This window comes from Falsihalocynthiibacter sp. BN13B15 (assembly GCF_041205415.1).
In the GTDB taxonomy this organism is placed as follows: domain Bacteria; phylum Pseudomonadota; class Alphaproteobacteria; order Rhodobacterales; family Rhodobacteraceae; genus Falsihalocynthiibacter; species Falsihalocynthiibacter arcticus.
Window position 1 is genome coordinate 358,942 of sequence record NZ_JBGFCE010000002.1, and the last position, 22,689, is coordinate 381,630.

The 22,689-nt window shown below is 54.5% G+C and carries 19 protein-coding genes; 16 read left to right on the forward strand and 3 right to left on the reverse strand.

Annotated features, from left to right (window positions below; all coding sequences use genetic code 11):
* The first annotated feature begins 13 nt into the window (after window positions 1–13).
* The 4 genes from AB9F26_RS04350 to AB9F26_RS04365 all read left to right on the forward strand — a co-directional run bounded on the left by AB9F26_RS04350 (window position 14) and on the right by AB9F26_RS04365 (window position 3,839).
* Window positions 14–766 (forward strand): carboxyltransferase domain-containing protein, encoded by a 753-nt coding sequence (locus tag AB9F26_RS04350; protein WP_335586881.1) that lies wholly within the window; start codon window positions 14–16, stop codon window positions 764–766.
* Window positions 763–1,785, forward strand: a complete 1,023-nt coding sequence (locus AB9F26_RS04355) for a biotin-dependent carboxyltransferase family protein (RefSeq protein WP_335586880.1) — start codon at window positions 763–765, stop codon at window positions 1,783–1,785. Before AB9F26_RS04350 ends, AB9F26_RS04355 begins: the two co-directional genes overlap by 4 nt.
* Before the next feature lies 1 nt (window position 1,786).
* Complete coding sequence (locus AB9F26_RS04360) at window positions 1,787–2,545, forward strand: 5-oxoprolinase subunit PxpA (RefSeq protein WP_335586879.1); 759 nt, start codon at window positions 1,787–1,789, stop codon at window positions 2,543–2,545.
* Window positions 2,546–2,807: 262 nt separating this feature from the next.
* On the forward strand, window positions 2,808–3,839 hold the full coding sequence (locus AB9F26_RS04365; protein ID WP_335586878.1) for an NADP-dependent oxidoreductase: 1,032 nt from the start codon (window positions 2,808–2,810) through the stop codon (window positions 3,837–3,839).
* An 82-nt stretch (window positions 3,840–3,921) separates the two neighbouring features.
* Here AB9F26_RS04365 and cls read toward each other — a convergent pair whose 3' ends face one another.
* A complete protein-coding gene (cls, locus tag AB9F26_RS04370; protein WP_369767372.1) occupies window positions 3,922–5,352 on the reverse strand; it encodes a cardiolipin synthase in 1,431 nt (476 codons plus the stop codon).
* 311 nt (window positions 5,353–5,663) lie between these two features.
* Between cls and AB9F26_RS04375 the strand changes: the two genes are divergently transcribed.
* From AB9F26_RS04375 to AB9F26_RS04410, 8 genes are all read left to right on the forward strand, one after another.
* Complete coding sequence (locus tag AB9F26_RS04375; protein WP_335586876.1) at window positions 5,664–6,755, forward strand: MHYT domain-containing protein; 1,092 nt, start codon at window positions 5,664–5,666, stop codon at window positions 6,753–6,755.
* 128 nt (window positions 6,756–6,883) lie between these two features.
* On the forward strand, window positions 6,884–7,738 hold the full coding sequence (locus AB9F26_RS04380) for a xanthine dehydrogenase family protein subunit M (RefSeq protein WP_335586875.1): 855 nt from the start codon (window positions 6,884–6,886) through the stop codon (window positions 7,736–7,738).
* A gap of 9 nt (window positions 7,739–7,747) precedes the next feature.
* Window positions 7,748–8,239, forward strand: coding sequence for a (2Fe-2S)-binding protein (locus AB9F26_RS04385; protein ID WP_039000424.1), 492 nt, complete (start codon window positions 7,748–7,750; stop codon window positions 8,237–8,239).
* The gene (locus tag AB9F26_RS04390; protein WP_335586874.1) at window positions 8,236–10,656 is read left to right on the forward strand and encodes an aerobic carbon-monoxide dehydrogenase large subunit; all 2,421 of its coding nucleotides are present in this window, start codon (window positions 8,236–8,238) and stop codon (window positions 10,654–10,656) included. Before AB9F26_RS04385 ends, AB9F26_RS04390 begins: the two co-directional genes overlap by 4 nt.
* Before the next feature lie 44 nt (window positions 10,657–10,700).
* Window positions 10,701–11,579: a MoxR family ATPase gene (locus AB9F26_RS04395; protein WP_335586873.1), complete on the forward strand. Its 879-nt coding sequence runs from the start codon at window positions 10,701–10,703 to the stop codon at window positions 11,577–11,579.
* On the forward strand, window positions 11,576–12,763 hold the full coding sequence (locus tag AB9F26_RS04400) for a VWA domain-containing protein (protein WP_369767373.1): 1,188 nt from the start codon (window positions 11,576–11,578) through the stop codon (window positions 12,761–12,763). The genes AB9F26_RS04395 and AB9F26_RS04400 overlap by 4 nt, the downstream gene beginning before the upstream one ends.
* Window positions 12,754–13,557 (forward strand): XdhC family protein, encoded by an 804-nt coding sequence (locus AB9F26_RS04405; protein WP_369767374.1) that lies wholly within the window; start codon window positions 12,754–12,756, stop codon window positions 13,555–13,557. Before AB9F26_RS04400 ends, AB9F26_RS04405 begins: the two co-directional genes overlap by 10 nt.
* Window positions 13,558–13,702: 145 nt before the next feature.
* On the forward strand, window positions 13,703–14,155 hold the full coding sequence (locus AB9F26_RS04410; protein WP_369755542.1) for a CoxG family protein: 453 nt from the start codon (window positions 13,703–13,705) through the stop codon (window positions 14,153–14,155).
* A gap of 33 nt (window positions 14,156–14,188) precedes the next feature.
* On the opposite strand, the gene AB9F26_RS04415 is transcribed toward AB9F26_RS04410, so the two are convergent.
* Window positions 14,189–15,388: an ROK family transcriptional regulator gene (locus AB9F26_RS04415; RefSeq protein ID WP_039000449.1), complete on the reverse strand. Its 1,200-nt coding sequence runs from the start codon at window positions 15,386–15,388 to the stop codon at window positions 14,189–14,191.
* A 197-nt stretch (window positions 15,389–15,585) separates the two neighbouring features.
* Between AB9F26_RS04415 and AB9F26_RS04420 the strand changes: the two genes are divergently transcribed.
* The 4 genes from AB9F26_RS04420 to AB9F26_RS04435 all read left to right on the forward strand — a co-directional run bounded on the left by AB9F26_RS04420 (window position 15,586) and on the right by AB9F26_RS04435 (window position 19,128).
* Window positions 15,586–16,599, forward strand: coding sequence for a sugar ABC transporter substrate-binding protein (locus tag AB9F26_RS04420; protein WP_335586963.1), 1,014 nt, complete (start codon window positions 15,586–15,588; stop codon window positions 16,597–16,599).
* A gap of 86 nt (window positions 16,600–16,685) precedes the next feature.
* Window positions 16,686–17,747 carry an ABC transporter permease gene (locus AB9F26_RS04425; protein WP_335586962.1) on the forward strand — a complete coding sequence of 354 codons (1,062 nt, stop codon included), beginning with the start codon at window positions 16,686–16,688 and terminating at the stop codon, window positions 17,745–17,747.
* Window positions 17,747–18,517 (forward strand): ATP-binding cassette domain-containing protein, encoded by a 771-nt coding sequence (locus AB9F26_RS04430; protein WP_039000432.1) that lies wholly within the window; start codon window positions 17,747–17,749, stop codon window positions 18,515–18,517. Before AB9F26_RS04425 ends, AB9F26_RS04430 begins: the two co-directional genes overlap by 1 nt.
* Window positions 18,514–19,128, forward strand: coding sequence for a nucleoside/nucleotide kinase family protein (locus AB9F26_RS04435; protein WP_369757474.1), 615 nt, complete (start codon window positions 18,514–18,516; stop codon window positions 19,126–19,128). Before AB9F26_RS04430 ends, AB9F26_RS04435 begins: the two co-directional genes overlap by 4 nt.
* Here AB9F26_RS04435 and AB9F26_RS04440 read toward each other — a convergent pair.
* Window positions 19,125–22,649, reverse strand: a complete 3,525-nt coding sequence (locus AB9F26_RS04440; protein ID WP_369767375.1) for a S8 family serine peptidase — start codon at window positions 22,647–22,649, stop codon at window positions 19,125–19,127. The genes AB9F26_RS04435 and AB9F26_RS04440 overlap by 4 nt on opposite strands.
* Window positions 22,650–22,689 lie beyond the last annotated feature (40 nt).

The window sequence follows — 22,689 nt, forward strand, 5'->3', positions numbered from 1 at the left end:
GAAAAGGCATGAAATGACCAATTCCAACGGAGATATTTCGCCTGAAGTTCTGCCTATGGGGCAAGACGGGCTGATTGTGCGCTTTGCTTTGACGAGTTCTGCGCAGGCCACAAGTGCCGTGCAGCGGTTTTTCGGCATTGCAGATGCGGCAAAGCTTAGCGGCGTGCACGAGATCGCGGCGGCTTTGACCTCGGTCCTCTTCAAATTTGACCCATTGCGCACAACGCGCGCTGAATTGGCGAAAGAGCTTGAAGTCTTGCTTGCACGGTTTGATTTGCAAGCGACTGAAATGCCCGATGCGATACGTCTTTGGCATATTCCAGTTCAGTTCGGCGGCACGGTTGGACCACAATTGCAGGAGGCCGCCGCGATGGCCGGACGTTCTGAGGCGCAGGCAATAAGCGATGTGACGGACACAGACCTACGGGTTTTGACCATCGGATTTGCACCGGGCCAACCTTATATTGGCCTGCTCCCGCCACAGTGGGATTTGCCGCGGCAAACAGAATTGACGCCTAAAGTTCCAGCGGGGGCTTTGGTTGTGGCCGTGCGCCAATTGGTACTGTTTGCCAACCCAAGTGTGACGGGCTGGCGGCAAATTGGGCTTTGCGCGTTTCGGCCGTTTTTACCCACACGCAGCGAACCTATTGCCTTGAAACAGGGGGATGCGCTGCGCTTTTCTGCGGTCTCCGAAGATGAAATGGCCCGCATTTTAGCGGATAATCCGGACGGGCTTGGCGGCGCACGTTGCGAGGTGCTCCGATGAGCGGCACCCTGACGATTGAGCGGGCAGGTCCCAGCATGAGCGTGCAAGATTTGGGGCGGCCAAACCATATCGCGCAGGGGCTTTCGGCGGGGGGCGCTGCGGACCGTCTTGCCTTGTTCGAGGCGACCGCGTTGTTAGGTTTAGCTGATGTGATCCCCGCGATCGAAATGGCGGGTATAGGTGGCGTGTTTTGCTGTGATGTGCCGATGCGCTTTGCCCTGACGGGTGCGCCAATGCGCGCGAGTATTGATGAGCGACCCGTTAGCTGGAATATGACGCATCTCCTATTGCCCGATCAACGCCTGACAATTGGCGGCGCATTGCACGGCACTTATGGGTATCTGACGCCAGCTGCGGGGTTGGTTGCGCCCGAGTGGATGGGCAGTATTTCGACCCACCTTGTGGCAGGGGTTGGCGAGGCTTTGGCGGCAGGGGATATGCTTGCGCTGAATCAGGATTCAAACATCGCCGCACCCGCGCAAAAACTTACACCTGACGCGCGCTTTTCTGGTGGAGTCATTCGGATGATTGCGGGGCCACAGACGGAATTCTTTAGCGCCGAGACATTGGACCGCTTTCAAGCGACGACATTTCTCCGAAGCGCACAGGCCAACCGCCAAGGCCTGCGATTGGAGACCTCGGAGCCGCCGTTTGCCAATATTGCACCCAAAGGCTTGGCGTCCGAATTTATCATGCCGGGGGATATCCAAATGACGGGGGATGGCGTGCCCTTTGTTTTATTGTGTGAGTGCCAAACGGTTGGGGGCTATCCGCGTATTGGCACGGTCGTTGCACAGGACTTACCCCTTGTGGCACAGGCCACAGCGGGAGACGTTTTGCGGTTCGAAATGGTCGCGTTGGAGGTTGCTGATGAAAGTGCCCCCAATGAGGCCGAGCAGTTGCGGGTGCTTCGGAACAAGGTGCAGCCAGCCCTGCGCGATCCCCATGATATCGCGGATTTGCTCGCATACCAATTGATCAGTGGCGTGACCGCTGGCGACGATCTGGAAAGGACGTAAAATGGCCAAAACAATTGATCTAAACGCGGACATGGGCGAGAGTTTTGGCCCTTGGAAAATGGGCAACGACGCGGCCCTATTGGATGTTGTTAGCTCCGCCAATATTGCTTGCGGTTTTCACGCGGGTGATGCCGATACAATGGCGCAAACGATGCAAATAGCCCTTGAGAAGGGCGTCGGTATTGGCGCGCATCCAGGCTTTGCGGATTTGCAAGGGTTCGGGCGCCGCCGCATTGCTCTGTCGGACGCCGAACTTGCCCATATGGTCACTTATCAGTTGGGCGCGGCGGCAGCGATGGCGCGCAGCGTTGGCGGGGAGGTTCGGCATTTGAAACTGCATGGCGCTCTGGCGAATATGGCTTCGGAATCTGAGGCTATGGCGCGGGTTTGTTATGAGGCCGCTTTGAAGGTTCAGCCAGATATCATTCTGATGGTCTTGAGCGCGACAGCGATGGAGGCCGTGGCAAAGGATTTGGGCTGTGCGTGGGCGGGCGAAATCTTTGCGGATCGGGCCTATAACGACGACGCGACGTTGGTCACACGTGGCACTCCGGGAGCGGTTATTACAGATCCAGAAGTGGCGGCGGTGCGGATTGTTGCGATGCTTGAAGCAGGCGGAATTATCGCCCAAAGCGGTAAAGTTATCCCATGTCAGATTGATACCATCTGCTTGCATGGTGACGGCGAAAGTGCGGTTCCTATGGCGCGTGGATTGCGCGCGAAACTGGAATTGTCTGGTTACGACATCCGCGCATTTTAGCTCTGTGAACGATAGATGAAGATATGCCGTCGAGTTGGGGATTTCGCCTTTCTTGCATTTGAGAAAGCGATGCTTAGAACTGAAGATTTTCTAGGCCCGAGAGGTTGAATTTATCAAAGTGAACTACCAAGTTTAGTTTGTAATGACGCACTTAAGATTGGCACAAATAGCGATGTTGGCATTGCGGTCGCTTTGAGCGGCGCAGATAACGATGAATAGTTCGGCCCACGTCGCGATTGAACACACAAAAGGACAAGAACAAATGACACAATCAACAACCGAAAATCGCCGTCTGGTACTTGCCGAAAGACCAAAAGGCGAGCCAGATGCCAACACTTTGCGGCTTGAAACGGTTGCCATACCCGTGCCCGAGAAAGGGCGAATGTTGCTGCGAAACAAGTATTTGTCCTTAGACCCCTACATGCGTGGCCGCATGAGCGACGCGCCGTCCTATGCGGCTCCCGTCGAATTGGATGCACCGATGGGCGGCGGTACCGTTTCACAGGTCGTTTCGTCCCAGTTGGACGGGTTTGCCGAGGGCGACTGGGTTGTCGCGTTTGGCGGATGGCAGGACTACGCGCTGTCGGACGGAACCGGCATCATTAATATGGGCAAAAATCCGGAAAACCCGTCGTGGGCGCTTGGTGTTCTAGGCATGCCCGGCCTTACGGCTTGGGCCGCGCTAAAGCATATCGGACAGCCTAAAGCGGGTGAAACGCTGGTGGTTGCGGGGGCAAGTGGGCCTGTGGGCGCCACAGTTGGTCAGATTGGTAAGATTTTGGGTCTGCGGGTCGTTGGCATCGCAGGCGGCGCTGAAAAATGTCAGCATGTTGTAGAAAATCTTGGGTTTGATGCCTGTATTGACTACAAAGCCGACGGTTTTGCCGAGACGTTGAAATCGGCTGTTCCAGAAGGCATCGACATTTATTTTGAGAACGTCGGCGGCGCTGTTTTCGATGCGGTTCTGCCACTGCTGAACTCTTTGGCGCGTATTCCGCTCTGCGGATTGATATCGCAATATAACGCCACATCCCTGCCTGATGGGCCGGATCGGATGAACTATCTGATGGGGCAAATTTTGCGCAAACGTCTTACAATGCGTGGCTTTATCGTCTTTGATGATTTTGGCCAGTATTATCCCGAATTCGCCAGTGAAATGGGCGCTTGGGTGCGCGAAGGGAAAATCAAGTATCGCGAAGAGATGATTGAAGGTTTGGAGCAAGCACCAGAGGCCTTTATCGGTCTTCTGAGGGGCGAAGCTTTCGGAAAACGGGTTATTCACCTCGGTAACTAAAACAAACGAAACAGGCCGCATTCATTATAAGAAGTGCGGCCTGTTTTACCTGAAATTCTATGCGGGTTTAGGCGACGCCCAACTATAAAAGTGGTCCAACAATCGAGAGCGCATTGTTCCAGAGACGTTGCCACCATTTCCAGTTCTGGACCTCCTCGACTGTGACCAAGCGACACTCTTTTAGGTAGTCCTCTTGGCGTGCGCGCATTGCTTTGGTCATGTCGTGGTCTTGAAGAAGGATGTTATTCTCATAGTTGAGGTCAAAGCTGCGGCGATCCATATTCGCTGATCCAATGAAGGTTATTTCATCGTCAACGGTCATTGATTTTGTGTGCAGAAGTCCCGCTTCATATTCGTAAATCGTAACACCAGCCGCCAACAGGTCTGCGTAATAGCTGCGACTCGATGCTCCAACGGCGAAATCATCGTTTCGGGCAGGAAAAATGATGGTCGTGTTGACGCCACGGTTGCCCGCGGCACAAATCGCAGCCTGTAACGCGTCGACGGGCACGTAATAGGGCGTGGTGATGAAAAGTTCGCGCGTGGCCGAATAGATCAGGGTCACAAACATTTCCGGCATCGCGGAGGCTCGCGACGTGGGGCCCGAAGTAACCACTTGAGCGGGGAAACCTTCAGCATAGTCGGGATACGGGTGGCTCAAAACGCTTGTGATATCCTCTTGGTTGCTTTCCATCCAATCGCCGACAAACACGCGTTGGTTTTGGCGGACAATCGGCCCTTCAAAGCGCATAACGGCATCCATCCACGGCGCAAATTTTGCCTTCTGAACAAATTCAGGGTCGGCGCAATTTTGGCTGCCGCAATAGGTGATTTTATTGTCGATAACGAGGATTTTCCGGTGATTTCGCAAGTCAATGCGACCGTCAAAAATACGCGCGATTGGGTTGCCCACTTTAAGGGCGACGGCGGTATTTACGCCTGCTGCGGCCATCTCTTTCCAGAGGTCGGATTTCACCATGCTGCGCGATCCGATGTCGTCGACCATTGCGCGACAGGTCACGCCTCGGGCGGCGGCGCGTTTGAGGGCCTCTGCCATTTTTGTACCGTTGCGATCGGGCACCCAGATGTAGAAAATGAGATGGACGTGGTCCTTGGCGGCGTCCACATCGGCAACCATCGCGTCGATCGCCGCATTGGAGTTGTTCATAAGGCGCGCGGAGTTTCCACCAACGGGCGAAAACCCACTGATCGATGTCCCGACATTAAAGAGCGGCAGATGCACGTCCTTAATTTTGGGTTGGGACATGGCAAGGCTGCCGCCCTCAGGGTCGGGGGCGCTTTCCAAGGTCGCTTTTACGTCCTTCATGCGCTTGAGGCGTTTGCGCCCGATGCTGGTTTCGCCCAGCATAATATAGGCCACCACGCCGACAAACGGTATCGCAAGGACAGTCGCAATCCACGCAGCCCGCGCCGCAGGATCGCGGTTTGGGCGCAGAAGAATTCGAACGACACATAGCGCGACAATGAGGAAACCAGAGAGAGCAATGAGCAAAAGGGCCACCTGTTGAGCTGGAAAAGGAAATATATAAAAGAGGTCTTTGGATTAACATAGGGCAGGAACAGGCGAAGAAGAAAGGGCATTTTGGCGTTGATCCCAAATGAGAATATGCGCGAGGGGTGTCGCCGCTACACAGCAAGATTACCAGGCCCCTCAAGGCGGAGATCTAGAGCATAGAACCAAAGTTGGCAGCAGTGAACCTCTGGGGCGTGAAGTCTCCGACGGTGTTGAACCTTGACAAGGTCACTGTCGATAGACGAGCAATGAGCACAAATTGTACATTTCACGCCGCGGGAGGAGACGGAGTGTTTTTAGACTATTCACATAACTATCTGTTTGTCTTTGCCGCCGTCGCTGTGTCCCTTATGGCGAGTTTTACGGGGTTGGCGTTGACGCGTGGCGTCTCTCTTTTGCCTGAAAATCAGCGTAAACAGCGGATCGCGATGGCCTCGGTGGCCTTGGGCGGCGGTATTTGGGCCATGCATTTTGTGGCCATGCTTGGGCTGCAATTGCCGATCCTGTTTTACTACGATGCCCTGACAACCTTGATTTCAGCCCTCACGGCGATTCTTGTGGTCGGTATCGCTTTGTTAGTTATGCATTTTCGCAAACGAACACGTTTGAGCATTATCTTGGCGGGAACGATTGCCGGATTGGGGATTTCGGCGATGCATTACATCGGCATGTCGGGAATGCAGCTGTGTACGGCGGTTTATACCCCATTTGGTATCTTGGTCGCGGTCGCGTCGTCGGTTGTACTCGGCATTGGAACCTTTGCAATCGCTTACGGCGAACGAACGCACCGCAGTATCATTTTGGGAACGCTCACCTTTGGGACCGCCGTTTGCGCGGTGCATTTTTTGGCGATGGCTGGAACGAACTACTTGGAGGTGGATGATGTGGGGCCGTTGGCGGCCCTCATCGACAACGAAACGCTGGCCTTGATCGTCACGCTTATTGCGTTTTTTATCTGCGGTGGTTTTTTGTTGCTCGGGGTGACCTTTATTCCCGCTCCTGCGGCGACGGAGCCGTTGGTTGAGCAAGGAAAACCGGCCTCTCCCACAACCTCAGTGCCCTATCAAAAAGATGGGCATGTTCAATTCATTCGTCCCTCTGAAATCGCGGCCCTGCGCGCGGAGGGCCATTATAGTATTATCTATACAGGGAGCGACAAACTGTTCTGCCCATGGTCGATCACCGAAGCGGAGAGCCGACTGCTTGAGGGAAGCTTTATTCGTTGCCATCGCAGCTACCTGATTAACCCTGAACACGTCACGAGTTTCGAGCGTAAAAAGGACTCAGGCGTTTGTTTGTTCGCGGGCTGCCCCGCCTTGGGGGCCGTCCCCGTGAGCCGCTCGCGGATGGCCGAAGTCCGAACGGCGTTTGGCCTCATCTAGATCGCAACTCGCGCAGCTTATTCGCATTTCGTGAGTTTTTCGACCCAAGCGGTGCGTCAAATGCGTGGACCGCGCCGCTTTAGGTACAGACTTTCCCCAATCAATTTAGACAATTAGGGAGGTCGACAATGATACCATCAGCATTTGAGTATCACCGCCCCGCCGATGTAAAATCAGCGGTCGGAATTTTACACGAACAAGGGGATGAGGCGCGGGTTCTTGCAGGGGGGCACAGTTTGATCCCGATGATGAAGCTGCGGATGGCGGCCGTGACTCACCTTGTTGACCTGCAAGATATCGCCGAATTGAAGGCGATCAACATTGACGGCGGCAAAATTTCCATTGGGGCAATGGTCACGCAGCACTCCCTAATCGCCGACGCCGCGCTAGCTAAAGCTGCGCCCATTTTGCGCGAGGCTGCGCTGCAAATCGCCGACCCACAAGTGCGCTATTGCGGCACGATTGGCGGTAATGTGGCCAACGGCGATCCAGCGAATGACATGCCGGGCATCATGCAATGCTTGGACGCGACATTTACGTTGGCGGGGCCAGACGGGACGCGCGAGGTGAAGGCCCGTGATTTTTACGAGGCCGCCTATGTGACAGCCTGCGAAGACGACGAAATCCTTGTTTTGGTCAGCTTTGATCCAACAAGCGGCGGGTATGCCTACGAAAAGCAAAAGCGCAAAATCGGCGATTATGCGACGGCGGCCTGTGCGGTGCTTGTTTCAATGGATGGCGGAACCTGTACTGCGGCATCAATTGCGATGACCAATCTTTCCGACACTCCGATCTGGTCCGAGGCGGCGAGTGCCTCACTTGTTGGCACCAAATGCAGCACGGACGATATCAAAAACGCTGTCGCCAATGCGCTGGCCGATATTGACCCCACCGAAGATAATCGTGGCCCAGTTGCGTTTAAAATGCACGTGGCCTCCATCGTCATCACGCGCGCGATCACCCGCGCCATCGCGGCTGCGTAGGAGAAAAACATGAGCAAAATGCACTTAAAACTCACAGTCAACGGCAAGGCAGAAGAGCTGCTGGTTGAGCCACGCGAACTCCTCATCCATGTGTTGCGGGAAAAACTGAACGTCACTGGCCCCCATATCGGATGCGAAACTTCGCATTGCGGGGCCTGTACCGTTGAAATGGATGGTAAATCCGTCAAGTCCTGCACGGTTTTTGCGGCCCAAGCCAATGGTGCCGAGGTTACAACAATCGAGGGCCTTTCGCCGCTTGGTGAAATGAACGTGCTGCAAAATGCATTTCGGGAGCACCACGGGCTTCAGTGCGGCTTTTGCACTCCTGGTATGATTACTCGAGCGCACCGCCTGCTTCAGGAAAACCCGACGCCGACCGAAGAGGACGTACGTTTCGGAATGGCGGGCAACCTGTGCCGCTGTACCGGATATCAAAATATCGTCAAATCAATCATGGCCGCAGCCTCAGAAATGAACGCAGCCAAGGAGGCGGCAGAATGAATGATCAAACCCCCACAAGCGTAGAGCGCGCCACGAAACTCAAAGGTCTTGGCCATTCCCGCAAACGCGTCGAAGACGTGCGATTTACCCAAGGCAAAGGCAATTATGTCGACGACATCAAGATGCCCGGAATGCTGTTTGGCGATTTTGTGCGCTCGCCCTATGCGCATGCGAAGATCAAGTCGATCAACATCGAAGCCGCAATGGCGCTTCCAGGTGTGATTGCTGTTTTGACGGCCAAAGATTTGGAGCCGTTAGGTTTACATTGGATGCCGACACTGGCCGGTGACAAGCAGATGGTTCTGGCCGATGGCAAGGTTCTGTTTCAGGGGCAAGAAGTTGCTTTTGTGGTCGCAGAAGACCGCTACATCAACGCCGACGCCATCGATTTGGTTGAGGTCGAGTATGAAGAGCTGCCTGTTGTCACGGACCCATTTAAGGCGCTCTTGCCTGATGCGCCTGTGCTGCGCGAAGATCTTGCCGGCCAGACAAGTGGGGCGCATGGTGCGCGTAAACACCACAACCATATCTTCCTGTGGGAAGTTGGTGACGAGGCGGCGACAGACGAGGTTATGGCCGATGCTGACGTCGTCGCCGAAGAAACCGTGTATTATCATCGCACGCATCCCTGCCCATTGGAAACATGCGGTTGTGTCGCGTCGATGGACAAGGTTAACGGCAAACTCACCCTGTGGGGCACCTTCCAAGCGCCTCATGTGGTGCGGACGGTAGCGTCGCTTCTGTCTGGGATCGAAGAGCACAACATCCGCGTAGTTTCCCCCGATATTGGCGGTGGTTTTGGCAATAAAGTTGGGGTTTACCCTGGGTATATTTGCTCCATCGTGGCCTCGATTGTTACAGGGCGACCTGTGAAATGGATCGAAGACCGGATGGACAATCTGATGGCCACCGCCTTCGCGCGTGACTATTGGATGAAAGGCAAAATTAGCGCCACCAAAGACGGCAAAATCACAGGCCTTCATTGCCAAGTAACCGCCGATCACGGTGCTTTTGACGCCTGCGCCGATCCGACCAAATTCCCAGCGGGCTTCATGAGTATTTGCACGGGATCCTATGATATTCCTGTGGCTTACCTCGGCGTTGATGGTGTTTATACCAACAAAGCACCGGGCGGCGTTTCGTATCGTTGTTCCTTCCGCGTTACGGAGGCGGCCTATTTTATTGAGAGGATGATCGAAGTCCTCGCGATTAAGTTGGGCATGGATGCCGCCGAATTGCGTGCCAAGAATTTCATCAAGAAAGATCAGTTCCCGTATCAATCCGCCCTTGGGTGGGAATACGACTCGGGCGACTATCACACGGCTTGGGAAAAGGCGCTCAAAGCTGTCGATTATGACGCTTTGCGCGTTGAGCAAGCCGAGCGTGTCGAAGCGTTTAAGCGCGGCGAAACGCGGAAACTTCTGGGCATTGGCCTGAGCCACTTTACCGAGATTGTGGGAGCGGGACCGGTGAAAAACTGTGACATCCTTGGAATGGGTATGTTTGACAGTTGCGAAATTCGCATTCACCCAACAGGGTCCGCAATTGCGCGTTTGGGAACGATTTCCCAAGGGCAGGGCCATGCCACAACCTTCGCTCAAATTCTAGCGAGCGAGATTGGCATTTCTGCCGACAGCATCACGATTGAGGAAGGCGATACAGATACGGCTCCTTACGGACTTGGAACCTATGGATCGCGTTCAACTCCTGTTGCGGGCGCTGCGGCGGCCATGGCGGGTCGCAAAATTCGAGCCAAAGCACAGATGATCGCGGCTTATCTGTTGGAGGTTCACGACGGCGATTTGGAATGGGACGTTGATCGTTTCATCGTCAAAGGCGCTCCTGAGCAGTTCAAAACCATGACGGAAATCGCCTATGCTTCTTATAATCAGGCGATCCCAGGGCTTGAGCCAGGATTGGAGGCGGTCAGCTATTATGACCCGCCCAACATGACCTATCCGTTTGGGGCGTATATCTGTGTTATGGAAATCGACGTCGACACGGGCACGCATGAAGTGCGCAGATTCTATGCGTTGGATGATTGCGGAACCCGTATCAACCCGATGATTATCGAAGGCCAAGTGCATGGCGGAGCAACCGAAGCCTATGCCATCGCGATGGGCCAAGAGCTTGCTTATGACGAAATCGGCAATGTCAAAACTGGCACGCTGATGGACTTCTTCTTGCCGACCTCATGGGAAACACCAACCTATGAAACCGACTTCACCGAAACCCCAAGCCCGCATCACCCGATCGGTGCAAAAGGTGTAGGAGAAAGCCCCAATGTGGGTGGCGTTCCAGCGTTTTCAAACGCAGTACACGATGCCTTCCGGCCCTTTGGCTTGAAACAGTCGCACATGCCGCACGATCAATGGCGTATTTGGAAAATCGCCAATGATCTTGGCTTGCACAGCTAGAAAAGGAGTTGTCGGGCGGCCGAGTGTCGCCCGACAGACCCATTATGACTGATTGGACAACACTCAAATCGCAGCTTGCAGAGCAGGGGTACATTGCGTCCTCTGATCTCGCTATGGCGTTGCATATATCGCTAAAACTTGGCCGCCCTTTGTTGCTTGAAGGCGCTGCGGGCGTTGGGAAAACCGAAGTCGCGCGCACATTGGCTGCGGCCTTGGACACAAAGCTAATTCGGTTGCAATGTTATGAGGGGCTGGATGCGGGCCACGCAATTTATGAATGGAATTACCAGCGGCAATTGCTCGCAATCCGTGCGGCAGCCGAGGACGGAAAAACAGGAGCGATCGTCGAAGAGAGGATCTTCTCGGAGGAATTCCTTCTGGAGCGTCCATTGTTGCAAGCCATTCGTCAGGAAACGTCGCCCGTTTTACTGATCGACGAAATCGACCGTGCCGACCAAGAATTCGAAGCGTATTTGATGGAAGTTCTGTCTGATTTTCAAATAACTGTGCCGGAGCTTGGCACGCTGACCGCTAAATCGCGGCCTCACGTAATCCTGACATCCAATGGCACACGCGATCTGTCTGATGCGCTGCGGCGGCGCTGTATTTACGCCTATGTTGAGTATCCAGATCGCGCAACCGAACTGGCAATTCTGGCGGCGAGGTGCCCCGATATTGATGGTAAGCTTGCGGCGCAAATTGTTGGATTTGTGCAAGCTTTACGAAAAGAAGAGCTGGAAAAGACCCCCGGCGTCGCGGAAATGTTGGATTTTGCTGCTGCACTGACCGGATTGGGGATCAATGATCTCAATGAGAATCCGCAGATTTTACGTGCGACATTGGTGACATTGCTCAAAACGCAAAGTGACCGCGCGAATATTCCCATCGAAGTGGCCCAACGTCTCGCGGGGAAAGCGGCATGACCAAAGTCACGCGTTTTTCAGGCCGCGATCCAGGTGCAACCGCCCGCGTTCTCGGGTTTGTAGCCCATTTGCGAGAACATGGATTTGCCTTGGGCGTTTCGGAAACGCAAACGGCCATCGAGGCGCTTACGCATATCAAAGCGGTTGATATGACGGAGGTGTTTCTGGCGCTCAAATCGGTCTGCGCGGCTTGCGAAGATGACGCAAAACGCTTTCAGATGCTGTTTGACGCCTACTGGCGCAACGAAGGGCGAATCCGCAGCAAAGTGGTGAAAAGTCCGAATGAAAATGTCGCCAAACACACGCGGACCAATCAGGAAGATACTGGCCAACAAAGCGCCGGAGCGGGCCAAATCGACAGTCCAGACACGGGGCAGGGCGAGGGCGATGCCGCATCCGATGGCGAAGGCCGCCTTGTTGCGAGTGGCGTTCAGAACATGATGAAAAAAGACATGCGCGAGTTGGTTTCGCCCCAAGATATACAGGACGCGGCATTAGTGGCCCGGCGGATGGCGGACGCGATGCGCGACCGCCGGTCTCGGCGTCGCGTGGCCGCGTGCAAAGGCGCTCAGCTCGACTTTCGCAAAGTGGTCCGGCAAAGCCTGTCAACTGGTGGCGAGCCTATCCGCTTGCCGCGCCGCCGCCGCCCCGAACGCCCCGTTCAAATCACTGCTCTTTGTGATGTTTCGGGTTCAATGACGGTTTATTCTCGTGTTTTCCTGTCCTTTTTGGCCGGCTTGATCCGCACCGATGCGACGGCTGATGCCTATCTGTTTCACACGCGTCTTGCGCGGATCACGGGGGCATTGCGCGACGATGATCCGTTGCGCGCGCTTAACCGATTGACGCTGCTGGCCGATGGGTTTGGCGGCGGGTCCAAGATTGGGACGAACCTTGATTTGTTCGCGCGCACCTATGCGCGGCGGTTCGTTTCGGGCCGCAGCGTGGTGATCATTCTTTCGGATGGATACGACACCGACCCGCCCGCCGCCCTTGCGCAGGCCCTGAAGGATATCAAGAAACGCGGATGCAAGATTATTTGGCTTAACCCCCTGAAGGGGTGGAAAGATTACGCGCCTGTTGCCGCAGGAATGGCGGCCGCCTTACCGTATTTGGATATGTTTGCGGCGGCCAACACGCTTGAGAGTTTGGCGAAATTAGAGGGGGAACTGGCATGGGTATAAGCAGTCATTCATTTGAAAACCGCGCGTCAGATTTGCGCGCGCAGGGGCAGCCTTTTGCCATTGCCACGGTCGTGCGCACCGTCAACGCAACATCGGCCAAACCCGGATCCAAGGCGATTATCTTGGCTGACGGCACCATCACCGATGGCTGGGTTGGCGGCGGCTGTATTCGTTCCGCAGTAAGGAATGCAGCGAAGGCCGCGTTGTCGAAGGGCTGCACGCAGTTTATCTCGTTGCGACCAGAAGAAATCCTTGCGGCAGAAGGTTTGAGCGCGGGCGAAACGCGCGAAGGCGTTCAATTTGCCCGCAATGGCTGCCCGTCCAAAGGGTCGATGGACATTTTTGTGGAACCCGTTTTGCCGCAACCCGAGTTGATTGTTTTTGGTGAAGGTCCGGTGGCAAAAGAGCTCGTTGCCCTTGCGGAGCGGTTCGATTTTTCGGTGTCGCATTCTGTGGACGGAAAACATGATTTTGCCGCGCCCACTTCGGGGCTGCTATATGTTGTCATCGCAACTCAGGGCAATGGTGACGAGGCCGCGCTGCGTGCCACAATCAAAGCTGCGCCAAAATTTGCGGCCTTTGTTGGGAGCCGCCGCAAATTTGAAACCCTTGTTACCCGCCTTATCGCGTCGGGCGTGTCACAGCTGGCTTTGGATCAAATTAAGTCGCCTGCGGGTCTCAATATTGGAGCGATCACGCCTGATGAAATCGCCCTTTCGATCCTGTCTGAAGTTGTGCTCAAACGCCGCGAATTGCAGCGTGCAAAAGGGGACCCCGATGACGTCAATTGTTAAACCACTGATTTTGGAAATAGAGCCCAAAATCGTCGAAACGCGCCTCGTTACACCGCTCTTTAGGCGCATTTTTCCCAAACTAACACCCTCACAGACCGAGCTTCTTGCCGGTATCAAATTTCCCTGCTGCTAAAGGAATACTCCCTTGGAATTAAACGACGAAATCCTTATCAACGCTCCTGTATCCGTTGTCTATGCTGCCCTGAACGATCCTAAAATCCTTGAAGAGTGCATCCCAGGATGCGAGGAACTCATCAAGCATTCGGACACCGAGCTTGAAGCCAAAGTTGTGTTGAAAGTAGGGCCCGTCAAAGCGCGATTTTTAGGCAATGTAGTTTTGGACACTTCGGGCGCACCGCATCAGTTTTCGCTTACGGGCAACGGCAACGGCGGGGTCGCGGGCTTTGCCAAGGGCGGTGCCGATGTCATCCTTGAGGCAGACGGAGAGAATACCCTTCTGAAATATACGGCCAAAGCGGATATCGGTGGAAAAATCGCTCAATTGGGCAGCCGTCTTATGACCAGTACAGCCAAGAAACTGGCGGGAAAATTCTTTACGCGCTTTGCGGAGATTGTGGACGAGAAACAAGCGGTTTAAGCAACCCATCACCAAATACCCTGCCGGATGTGTTTAGTTCGCCGATAAACCCGCGTTGGTGTTGAGGAGGAAAAGATTGAAAATCGGGGTGCTGGCGGCCCCGATACTACGTGCTTTTTCTCCGACATGACCTTGCACAATTTGCGGGGGGATCAAGCCACGCGTGTCTTGGTTCACGAGATAGCGTTGTACACGTTCAACGAGTTCGGTGCGGACATCTTCGGGGAAGGAGCCGTCAATCAAAATGGCTTCAAAATCGATAACCGAACACACCGAAAGGGCGGCCTTGGCGAGTTCTTGGGCGGTTTCCCCAATCCATGGGTCGACGTAACGTGTGAGGGTAGACCAATCTTGGGGATGGCGCCACAAAACCTCTGGGTTGAGACCGGCTTCAATGAGGCGCCCTTCGAGTAAATGCAGAGACGCGACGTCGACAAGTTGGCGGCTTTCGCCGAGGGGACCTGTACTGCGAAGAGATCCCAGCGCACCTGCGTTCCCCTGATTTCCTTCAAAAACCGTGTTGTTCAATACAATGCCGCCACCGGCAAACGACCCGATGAAAAAATGCGCGTAATCGCGAAATTCATTTCCGCGGCCAAAAAGGTGCTCCGCACGACAGGCGGCTGTAGCGTCGTTAACAATCGACACGGGGAGGTCACTAAATCGGGTAACTTCTTGGGCGATATTGATGTGCTGCCAGGCCTGAAATTCCTCCGAGGGCGCCCCCACCAAATCATGCCATTTCCACAGCTCAAATGGTGCCGCAATTCCAATTCCACAGAGGCGACGGCGGTCTCCCTCGGACATTCTGGATGCGATCGTATCAAGCCCCTCTTGGAGGAACTCAAAGACCGTGTCGGGTATCGGGTAGGAGTATGTTTTATTGAGCTCATGGCGGATAACACCCATAAAATCAATCAACACCAAATCCGCGCTGCGACGGCCTATTTTGAGGCCAAACGAGAACACGCCATCTGGATTTAAGGCCATAGGCATGGAGGGTTTGCCCACCTTGCCGCGAATAGGGTCACCACGTCGCAAGAGACCGTCTTTTTCGAGCTTTCGCAGGATCACGGATACCGTTTGCGGGGAAAGACCGGAGTGGCGCGCAAGATCAATGCCCGGCATCGCGCCGTGACGTTGAAGCATGGAGAGCAATAGGCGTTCGTTATGATTACGAACCCCGCTCTGATTCACGCCGCCACTTAAGCCTCTGATTTTGCTCCCGTCCATACCGTTGACCATAGCGCGCTCCTTTCTAGGAAGGAAGATGGCATTCTTTCATTAATAAATAAAGTTTATTTATTTATTGACAGCTTTGGGGGAATCAGGCTTCCTTAAGGGGAACTTGCGAATTCAAACGGCGCAGTTTTGGAGAGGGAGGAGCCCACTTCATTGATAAATCCGTTGATCTTTTTGGGAGGAAGACCATGAAAAAACTATTGATGTGTACAGCACTTACCGTCGCTGCAACCGCTGGCGGCGCTTATGCGCAAGACGTAAGCGCTTGCTTGATTACCAAAACCGACACGAACCCGTTTTTCGTGAAAATGCGTGAAGGTGCCGAAGCAAAAGCTGCCGAATTGGGCATGACTCTTAAGTCGTACGCAGGTCGTGTTGATGGCGATCACGAGAGCCAAGTTGCGGCGATCGAAACATGTATTGCAGACGGTGCCAAAGGTATCCTCATTACGGCTTCCGACACGTCTTCTATTGTAACTGCAGTGACGCAAGCGCGGGACGCGGGCCTTGTTGTGATTGCTCTGGATACACCGCTTGAGCCGATTGATGCGGCGGACGCTACTTTTGCGACCGACAATTTTCTGGCCGGTGAGTTGATTGGCAAATGGGCCGCCGCCAAGCTTGGCGCAGAAGCGGCAAACGCTAAAATCGGAATGTTGGACCTCGCTGTAAGCCAGCCTTCAGTTGGCGTGTTGCGCGACCAAGGTTTCCTTCAAGGCTTTGGTATTGATTTGGGCGACCCAAACAAATGGGGCGATGAAACCGACCCACGCATTATTGGCAATGACGTCACTGCGGGCAACGAAGAGGGTGGCCGGAAAGCCATGGAAAACCTTCTCGCAAAAGACCCAATGATCAATGTGGTTTACACAATCAACGAACCCGCTGCCGCAGGTGCCTATGAGGCGCTCAAGGCCTTTGGTCGCGAAAATGATGTCTTGATCGTTTCTGTCGATGGCGGCTGCCCTGGTGTGGCCAATGTAGCAGATGGCGTGATCGGTGCGACGTCGCAACAGTATCCATTGCGCATGGCGGCTTTGGGTGTTGAAGCCATCAACAACTGGGCCAAAGACGGAACAAAGCCAGCTATGACACCAGGTAAGGACTTCTATGACACGGGTGTTGCTTTGGTAACGGATCAGGCCGTCGAGGGTGTTGAGTCAATCGATACGGTTGCAGGCAAAGACCTCTGCTGGGGTTGATCTTTAGACCATAAAACCTTCAGTCTGTGAAAGGGGCGTGCCAAGGCCCGCCCCTTTTTGTGCTACATTTGGCAGAGAGGCTTCCCATGCCCCCCCTATCCAACGAACCGAAAACCACTGTCGCCGGTCCTGATACTGTTGCGTCGTTTTCTCAAGACCACACGTCCCCGATGCGCCGCATTCAACATGCGCTGCATGAAACGCCGTCTTTGGTTCCCATGGTGGTCTTGGTGGCCTCCCTTGCGATTTTCGGCATTTTACTGGGATCAAAGTTCTTTTCACCCTTCGCACTGACGTTGATTTTACAACAGGTCACAATCGTTGGTATTGTGGGCGCGGCCCAATCTCTGGTCATTTTGACGGCGGGCATCGACCTTTCCGTCGGGGCGATCATGGTGCTCAGCTCGGTCGTGATGGGCCAATTTACCTTCCGCTATGGGATGCCTGTTGAACTCGCGATTGTGCTAGGCCTTGCGGTGGGAACGGCTGTCGGATTCATTAATGGCTGGCTTGTGGCGTATATTAAACTGCCGCCGTTCATCGTGACTTTGGGCATGTGGCAAATCGCTTTGGCGACGAATTTCCTTTATTCGGCCAATGAAACTATTCGCAGCCAAGACATCTCCGAGAACGCACCATTGCTGCATTTGTTCGGGGAAAAGCTGGAAATTGGCGGCGCGGTCTTTACCTTCGGGACCATGTTCATGGTTCTGCTGGTTCTTTTCCTCTCCTATGTCCTGCGCCAAACCGCGTGGGGGCGGCATGTTTATGCTGTCGGGGATGATCCGGACGCGGCTGAGCTTTCAGGCGTGAATGTTAAGCGCACATTGATCTCGGTTTATATGTTGTCTGGGCTAATTTGCGCCTTCGCCGGATGGGCGATGATCGGGCGGATCGGGTCTGTGTCTCCGACCTCAGGGCAATTGGCAAATATCGAAAGTATCACAGCGGTTGTGATTGGCGGCATCTCGCTCTTTGGCGGGCGCGGCTCGGTTGTGGGTATGTTGTTTGGCGCGTTGATCGTGGGGGTCTTTAGTATGGGGCTGCGCCTGTTGGGAGCCGACGCACAATGGACATATCTGCTGATTGGCGTCCTCATCATTAGTGCTGTGGCCGTCGACCAGTGGATTAGAAAGGTATCAGTCTGATGGAACCCATTTTATACGCCCGCAATCTGGTGAAACGCTACGGCCGCGTCACGGCGCTTGATAACTGTGACTTTGATCTTATGCCGGGCGAAATTCTGGCGGTAATTGGCGACAATGGCGCTGGAAAATCCACCCTTATCAAGGCCATATCTGGCGCGGTGCAACCCGACGGAGGCGAGATTTTTCTCGAAGGCAAAAAGATCGGTTTTGCCTCCCCGATTGAAGCCCGTAAGGAAGGGATTGAGACGGTATATCAAACCCTTGCCATGTCACCCGCTTTGTCGATTGCGGATAATATGTTTATGGGGCGCGAACTCCTCAAGAAGGGGTTTCGCGGCAAATTCCTGCGCCAATTGGATCGCCCTGCCATGGAAAAAGCGGCGCGCGAAAAACTCACGGAACTTGGCCTTATGACCATCCAAAACATCAACCAAGCCGTGGAAACCCTTTCTGGCGGGCAACGCCAAGGGGTGGCCGTGGCGCGGGCGGCGGCGTTTGGCTCCAAGGTTATTATTCTGGACGAGCCAACAGCGGCCCTTGGGGTCAAGGAAAGTCGAAAAGTTCTTGAGATGATCCAAGACGTGAAATCGCGCGGGATACCGATTATCCTCATCAGTCACAACATGCCGCATGTGTTTGAAGTCGCGGATCGCATCCACGTGCATCGGTTGGGCAAACGTCTGTGTGTTATTGATCCCAAAGACTATACAATGTCGGATGCCGTGGCCTTTATGACCGGCGCAAAAGACGCACCGGAAGGTTCTGAATGAGGGACCTTGACGCGATTTGCACCACACTCCTCGCCGCTCCACGCAAGGGGCGGCGGCGCCTTGTGGCGCTCGCGGGGGCACCCGCCAGCGGGAAATCCACCCTTGCACAGGATTTGGCCGATCGGATGACGGCGGCGGGGTGTGACACGCGGGTTTTACCAATGGACGGGTTTCATCTGGGCAACACGCAATTACACGCGCAGGGAAATTTTGCCCAAAAGGGCGCTCCGCAAACCTTTGATGTCAGGGGGTTTCTGATGTTAGTCGCGCGGATTCAGACTGAGGATGAGGTTTTCTACCCAATTTTTGATCGCACATTGGATGCCGCGATTGCCGCAGAAGGGCGCGTCGATAAGGCTTGTGACACAGTGATCGTCGAGGGGAATTATCTTTTGTTTGATGCTCAAGACTGGCGGGATTTGGTGGCCTTTTGGGATATCTCTCTTCGGCTGAAGGTGTCACGGGATATCTTGCAGCAACGCCTCCTAGAGCGCTGGTTAGGGCAGGGCCTGTCGCCCGCGGCGGCCCTCATACGGGCACAGGGCAATGATCTGGTGAACGCGGACCTCATCGCCAAACTCCCGTTGAAAGCGGACATCCTTTTGGACTAGACGAAAGCGAAATCGCCCTCGTCGAGTTGCCCCGGTAAAACATCATCCAGTCGAATGGCCACGTTCGAGAAGGATATGATCGTGTCCGCTCCTGCGGTGGTGAATGTCAGATCGGAATAGTTGTTTGCGCCCGAGCAAATCTCAATCCTGTCCACATTCACCACAAAATCGTCTACAAAGTCGCTTCCCGATCCTGTGCCAAAAATAAATGTATCCGCGCCAACACCGCCATTTAGGAAATCGTTTCCTGTGCCACCAGCGAGGCGATCTTGGCCGTATTGACCATAGAGCCTGTCAACACCCTCTCGGCCATAGAGCGTGTCACTGCCGTTGCGCCCAAGAAGCAAATTCGCACCCGCATCTCCGATCAGAAGGTCGTTGTGGTTGGAGCCGCCAATGTTTTCGATGGAGAAGTAAGTGTCGCCTGCGGCCTCCCCTGTATTGGACCACGTAATTTGCAAATCGACGCGTAGGCCACTCGCCGCATTAATGTAGTTTGCGCGATCAATTCCCAATCCGCCGTAGAGCCTGTCGGAACCCGTACCTCCGTCGAGGTAGTCGTTCCCGTTGCCCCCAATGAGCGTGTCATTGCCGCCACGTCCCAAGAGCGAGTCATTTCCATTCACGCCCCAAAGCGTGTTGGTAGTCCCATCGCCAGCCAACACATCGTTGAACCCAGAGCCGACCATATTTTCGATAGAATGATACGTGTCGCCAGCTGCAGCCCCCGTATTGGTGCCCGTTAAAACGAGATCGGCGCGCACACCGCTTGTGGCGTAGTAATACTGCGCTTGATCCATGCCGGTGCCGCCATAAAGGACGTCCGCCCCATTTCCCCCCTCAAGCCGATCATCGCCTTGGTTTCCAACAAGAGCGTCGTCGCCGTCGCGTCCGAAAATGACGTCGTTTCCGAAGCGACCTACAAGCGTGTTTGCACCAGTATCGCCAATGAGGCGGTCGTCGAAGTTGGATCCCGAGAGGTTTTCAATCGAAAAATATGTGTCCCCTGCAGCATCCCCAAGGGTCCCCCCCGTTTCGAGAAAGGCCCACACAGCGCTTGTGGCATAGGTGTATTGTGCGACATCCGTTCCGGCCCCGCCATATAATGCGTCGTTTCCTTCGCCGCCCTCCAGATGGTCGTTACCCGCTTGGCCATAGAGTGTGTCGGTACCGCCTCGGCCATAAAGACCATCGTTTCCCGCGCGCCCAAGGAGGGAATTTCCGCCCGCATCTCCGAGTAAGATGTCATTGTGGATAGATCCGCCAAGGCCCTCAACGGAGATATATGTATCTCCTGCGGCCTCACCCGTATTTGCGCTGGAATATTGCAAGTCTGCGCGAATGCCAGTTGTCGCGTCCAAGTATTCTGCACGGTCAAATCCGTTCCCGCCATTGAGGTAATCCGCCCCAAGCCCGCCAATGAGATAGTCGTTGCCGCCCCCCGCGTTGATGAAGTCATTTCCGCCGCGCCCGTCGATTGTATTGCCGAAATTCCCTTGAGCGTAAAACACGTTCTGAGCGGAAGTGCCGATACTTCCAGCAGCACCGGATACGTTGACATTCTCAAAACGCGCAACCGAAGCTTGGGCCACGCCGTCATGGGTTATGACGCCATCTTCCAAGTTGATAACATGCCCCGACGACTGTGAAACAACGTGGAAATAGAACGTGTCGTTCCCCTGTCCGCCGTCATAAGTGTTCCAGAGGCAGTCGATGGTCTCGGCTGTCACCTCCACGGAATCATTTCCGCGCCCAAGGTGAATTTGATGGGCCGTTGTCGCGGTATCCCCTAACTCGACATGGTCATTGCCATCGCCCGTATAGGCATTCTCAACGCCCGAAACGGTTATGGCGACGCCGTCAATCACCCCTGTGCCTGTGGCGAAATTGAGGGTTACCCCCGTTGTGACCGCAGCGGCATTGATCCAGTCGGCGCCGCCATTTGTGTCGTCAAAGGCGACACGGTGGTTGCTTATGCCTGCATAATCGGAAAACGCATCGGTAAAGATATAGCGGTCATCGGCGGAAATCTCTGATCCGGTGGTGGTCAGCACAATGTCCGAAACAGTTAGAATGTCGCCTGGCCCAACGTCTGCAATCCGCACAGTCCAAGTGCCGTCGCTCCGTTCGCCGCGAAAAGCTTGGCTTTCGAACGTATAAGCGCCGTCAAAAACGGCACCTCCCGCTTGGTTCGCGATTAACAGGTGCTCTTCTCCCTCCGGCGAGGTTAGATAAATCACCATGTCACCCAGAAACGTTGTCGAGAACGTCAGCGTGACGGCGACCCGTTCCACCAAAATAGCTTCCCCGCCTTGGAGTTCGAAACTGGTGCCGGTGGCATTCTCGTCAGGGATCGTGGCCGCGACAGCAACGCTTGCCAAACTCCCCCGCGCATTGAGGCTTGTTTGTGCGGCTCCCATAGTGAGCCATGATTCAGCCAACCGTACCGCCGCATGCGCATCGACAAGGCCGTATCCGTAGTCATTGCTGTAGTGCAGACCGCCGCCATTCCAATTCTCGGCGGCGTTAAAGTGCCACGGTGTGCGTTCGGAACCTGCAAACGTGGCGTTGTCGACAACACTGCCGACGTGCCGCCCCGTATAGGCCAAAATCGTCTGGACATCGCGCCAGCCAAGACCTTCCTCGGCATCATACATGAGGGTAACAACGCCCGCGACCATTGGTGCCGCAGCCGAAGTGCCGTTAAACGTGCTCATGTAGTTTGTGGTGGTATAGCCTTCGTTATCGGTGCGATCCGTGGTGACAACTTCGCCCGAGCTGCCAAAACCGGAAATCAGATTGGCAGCACCATAAGACGAATAACTGGAGATAAAACCGTCCTGATCAACGGCGGCGACAACGACTTGCTGGGTGTTGTTGGTCCAAGGGTCAGAATTGACATCATAATGGGCCCCACGCGAATTGCCCGCAGATTTAACAATGGTTGTTCCAAGCCCGCCGCGTCCCGTTGAAACGGCAAGGCTGATCGACGCGTCAATCTCGGTGAATCGCGTCGCATCGTATCCTATGCCGAATTCAGAGCTGGTGTCGTTTGCGATGCCTTGGCTGATATTCACCACATCAGCGCCACCCGTCGCGGCACTCGCGATTGAGTCGCGGACATTTTGCAACCAAGCGTCGCCAATGAAGTTTTCAATCCGATACCCAACCAGCGTAGCTTCATAGGCGATACCTGTTGTGCCGATATCGTTATTTCCAACCGCGCCAATGATACCCATGACCGCAGTGCCATGCGAATTGCTTGCGATGCCAAAGGGGTTGTCATCATCATCGGTGAAATTATAGTCGAGAAGGGTGGCGTAATTGGCCGCCAAATCCTCGTGAGTATAGTCAAATCCGTTGTCGATGACGAATACGTTGATACCTGCGCCCGTATAGTCGTCCCAAAGGGACTCAATCCCATTGGCGCCAACGATATTAAGATCAAACAGCCCAGACCCCGAATTGCGAAGATGCCATTGTTGGCTCAGCATTGGGTCATTTACAATTGGATGGGGCATTCGGAAATCCTTGTTTGGTAAAATTTAAAACTCAAACGGC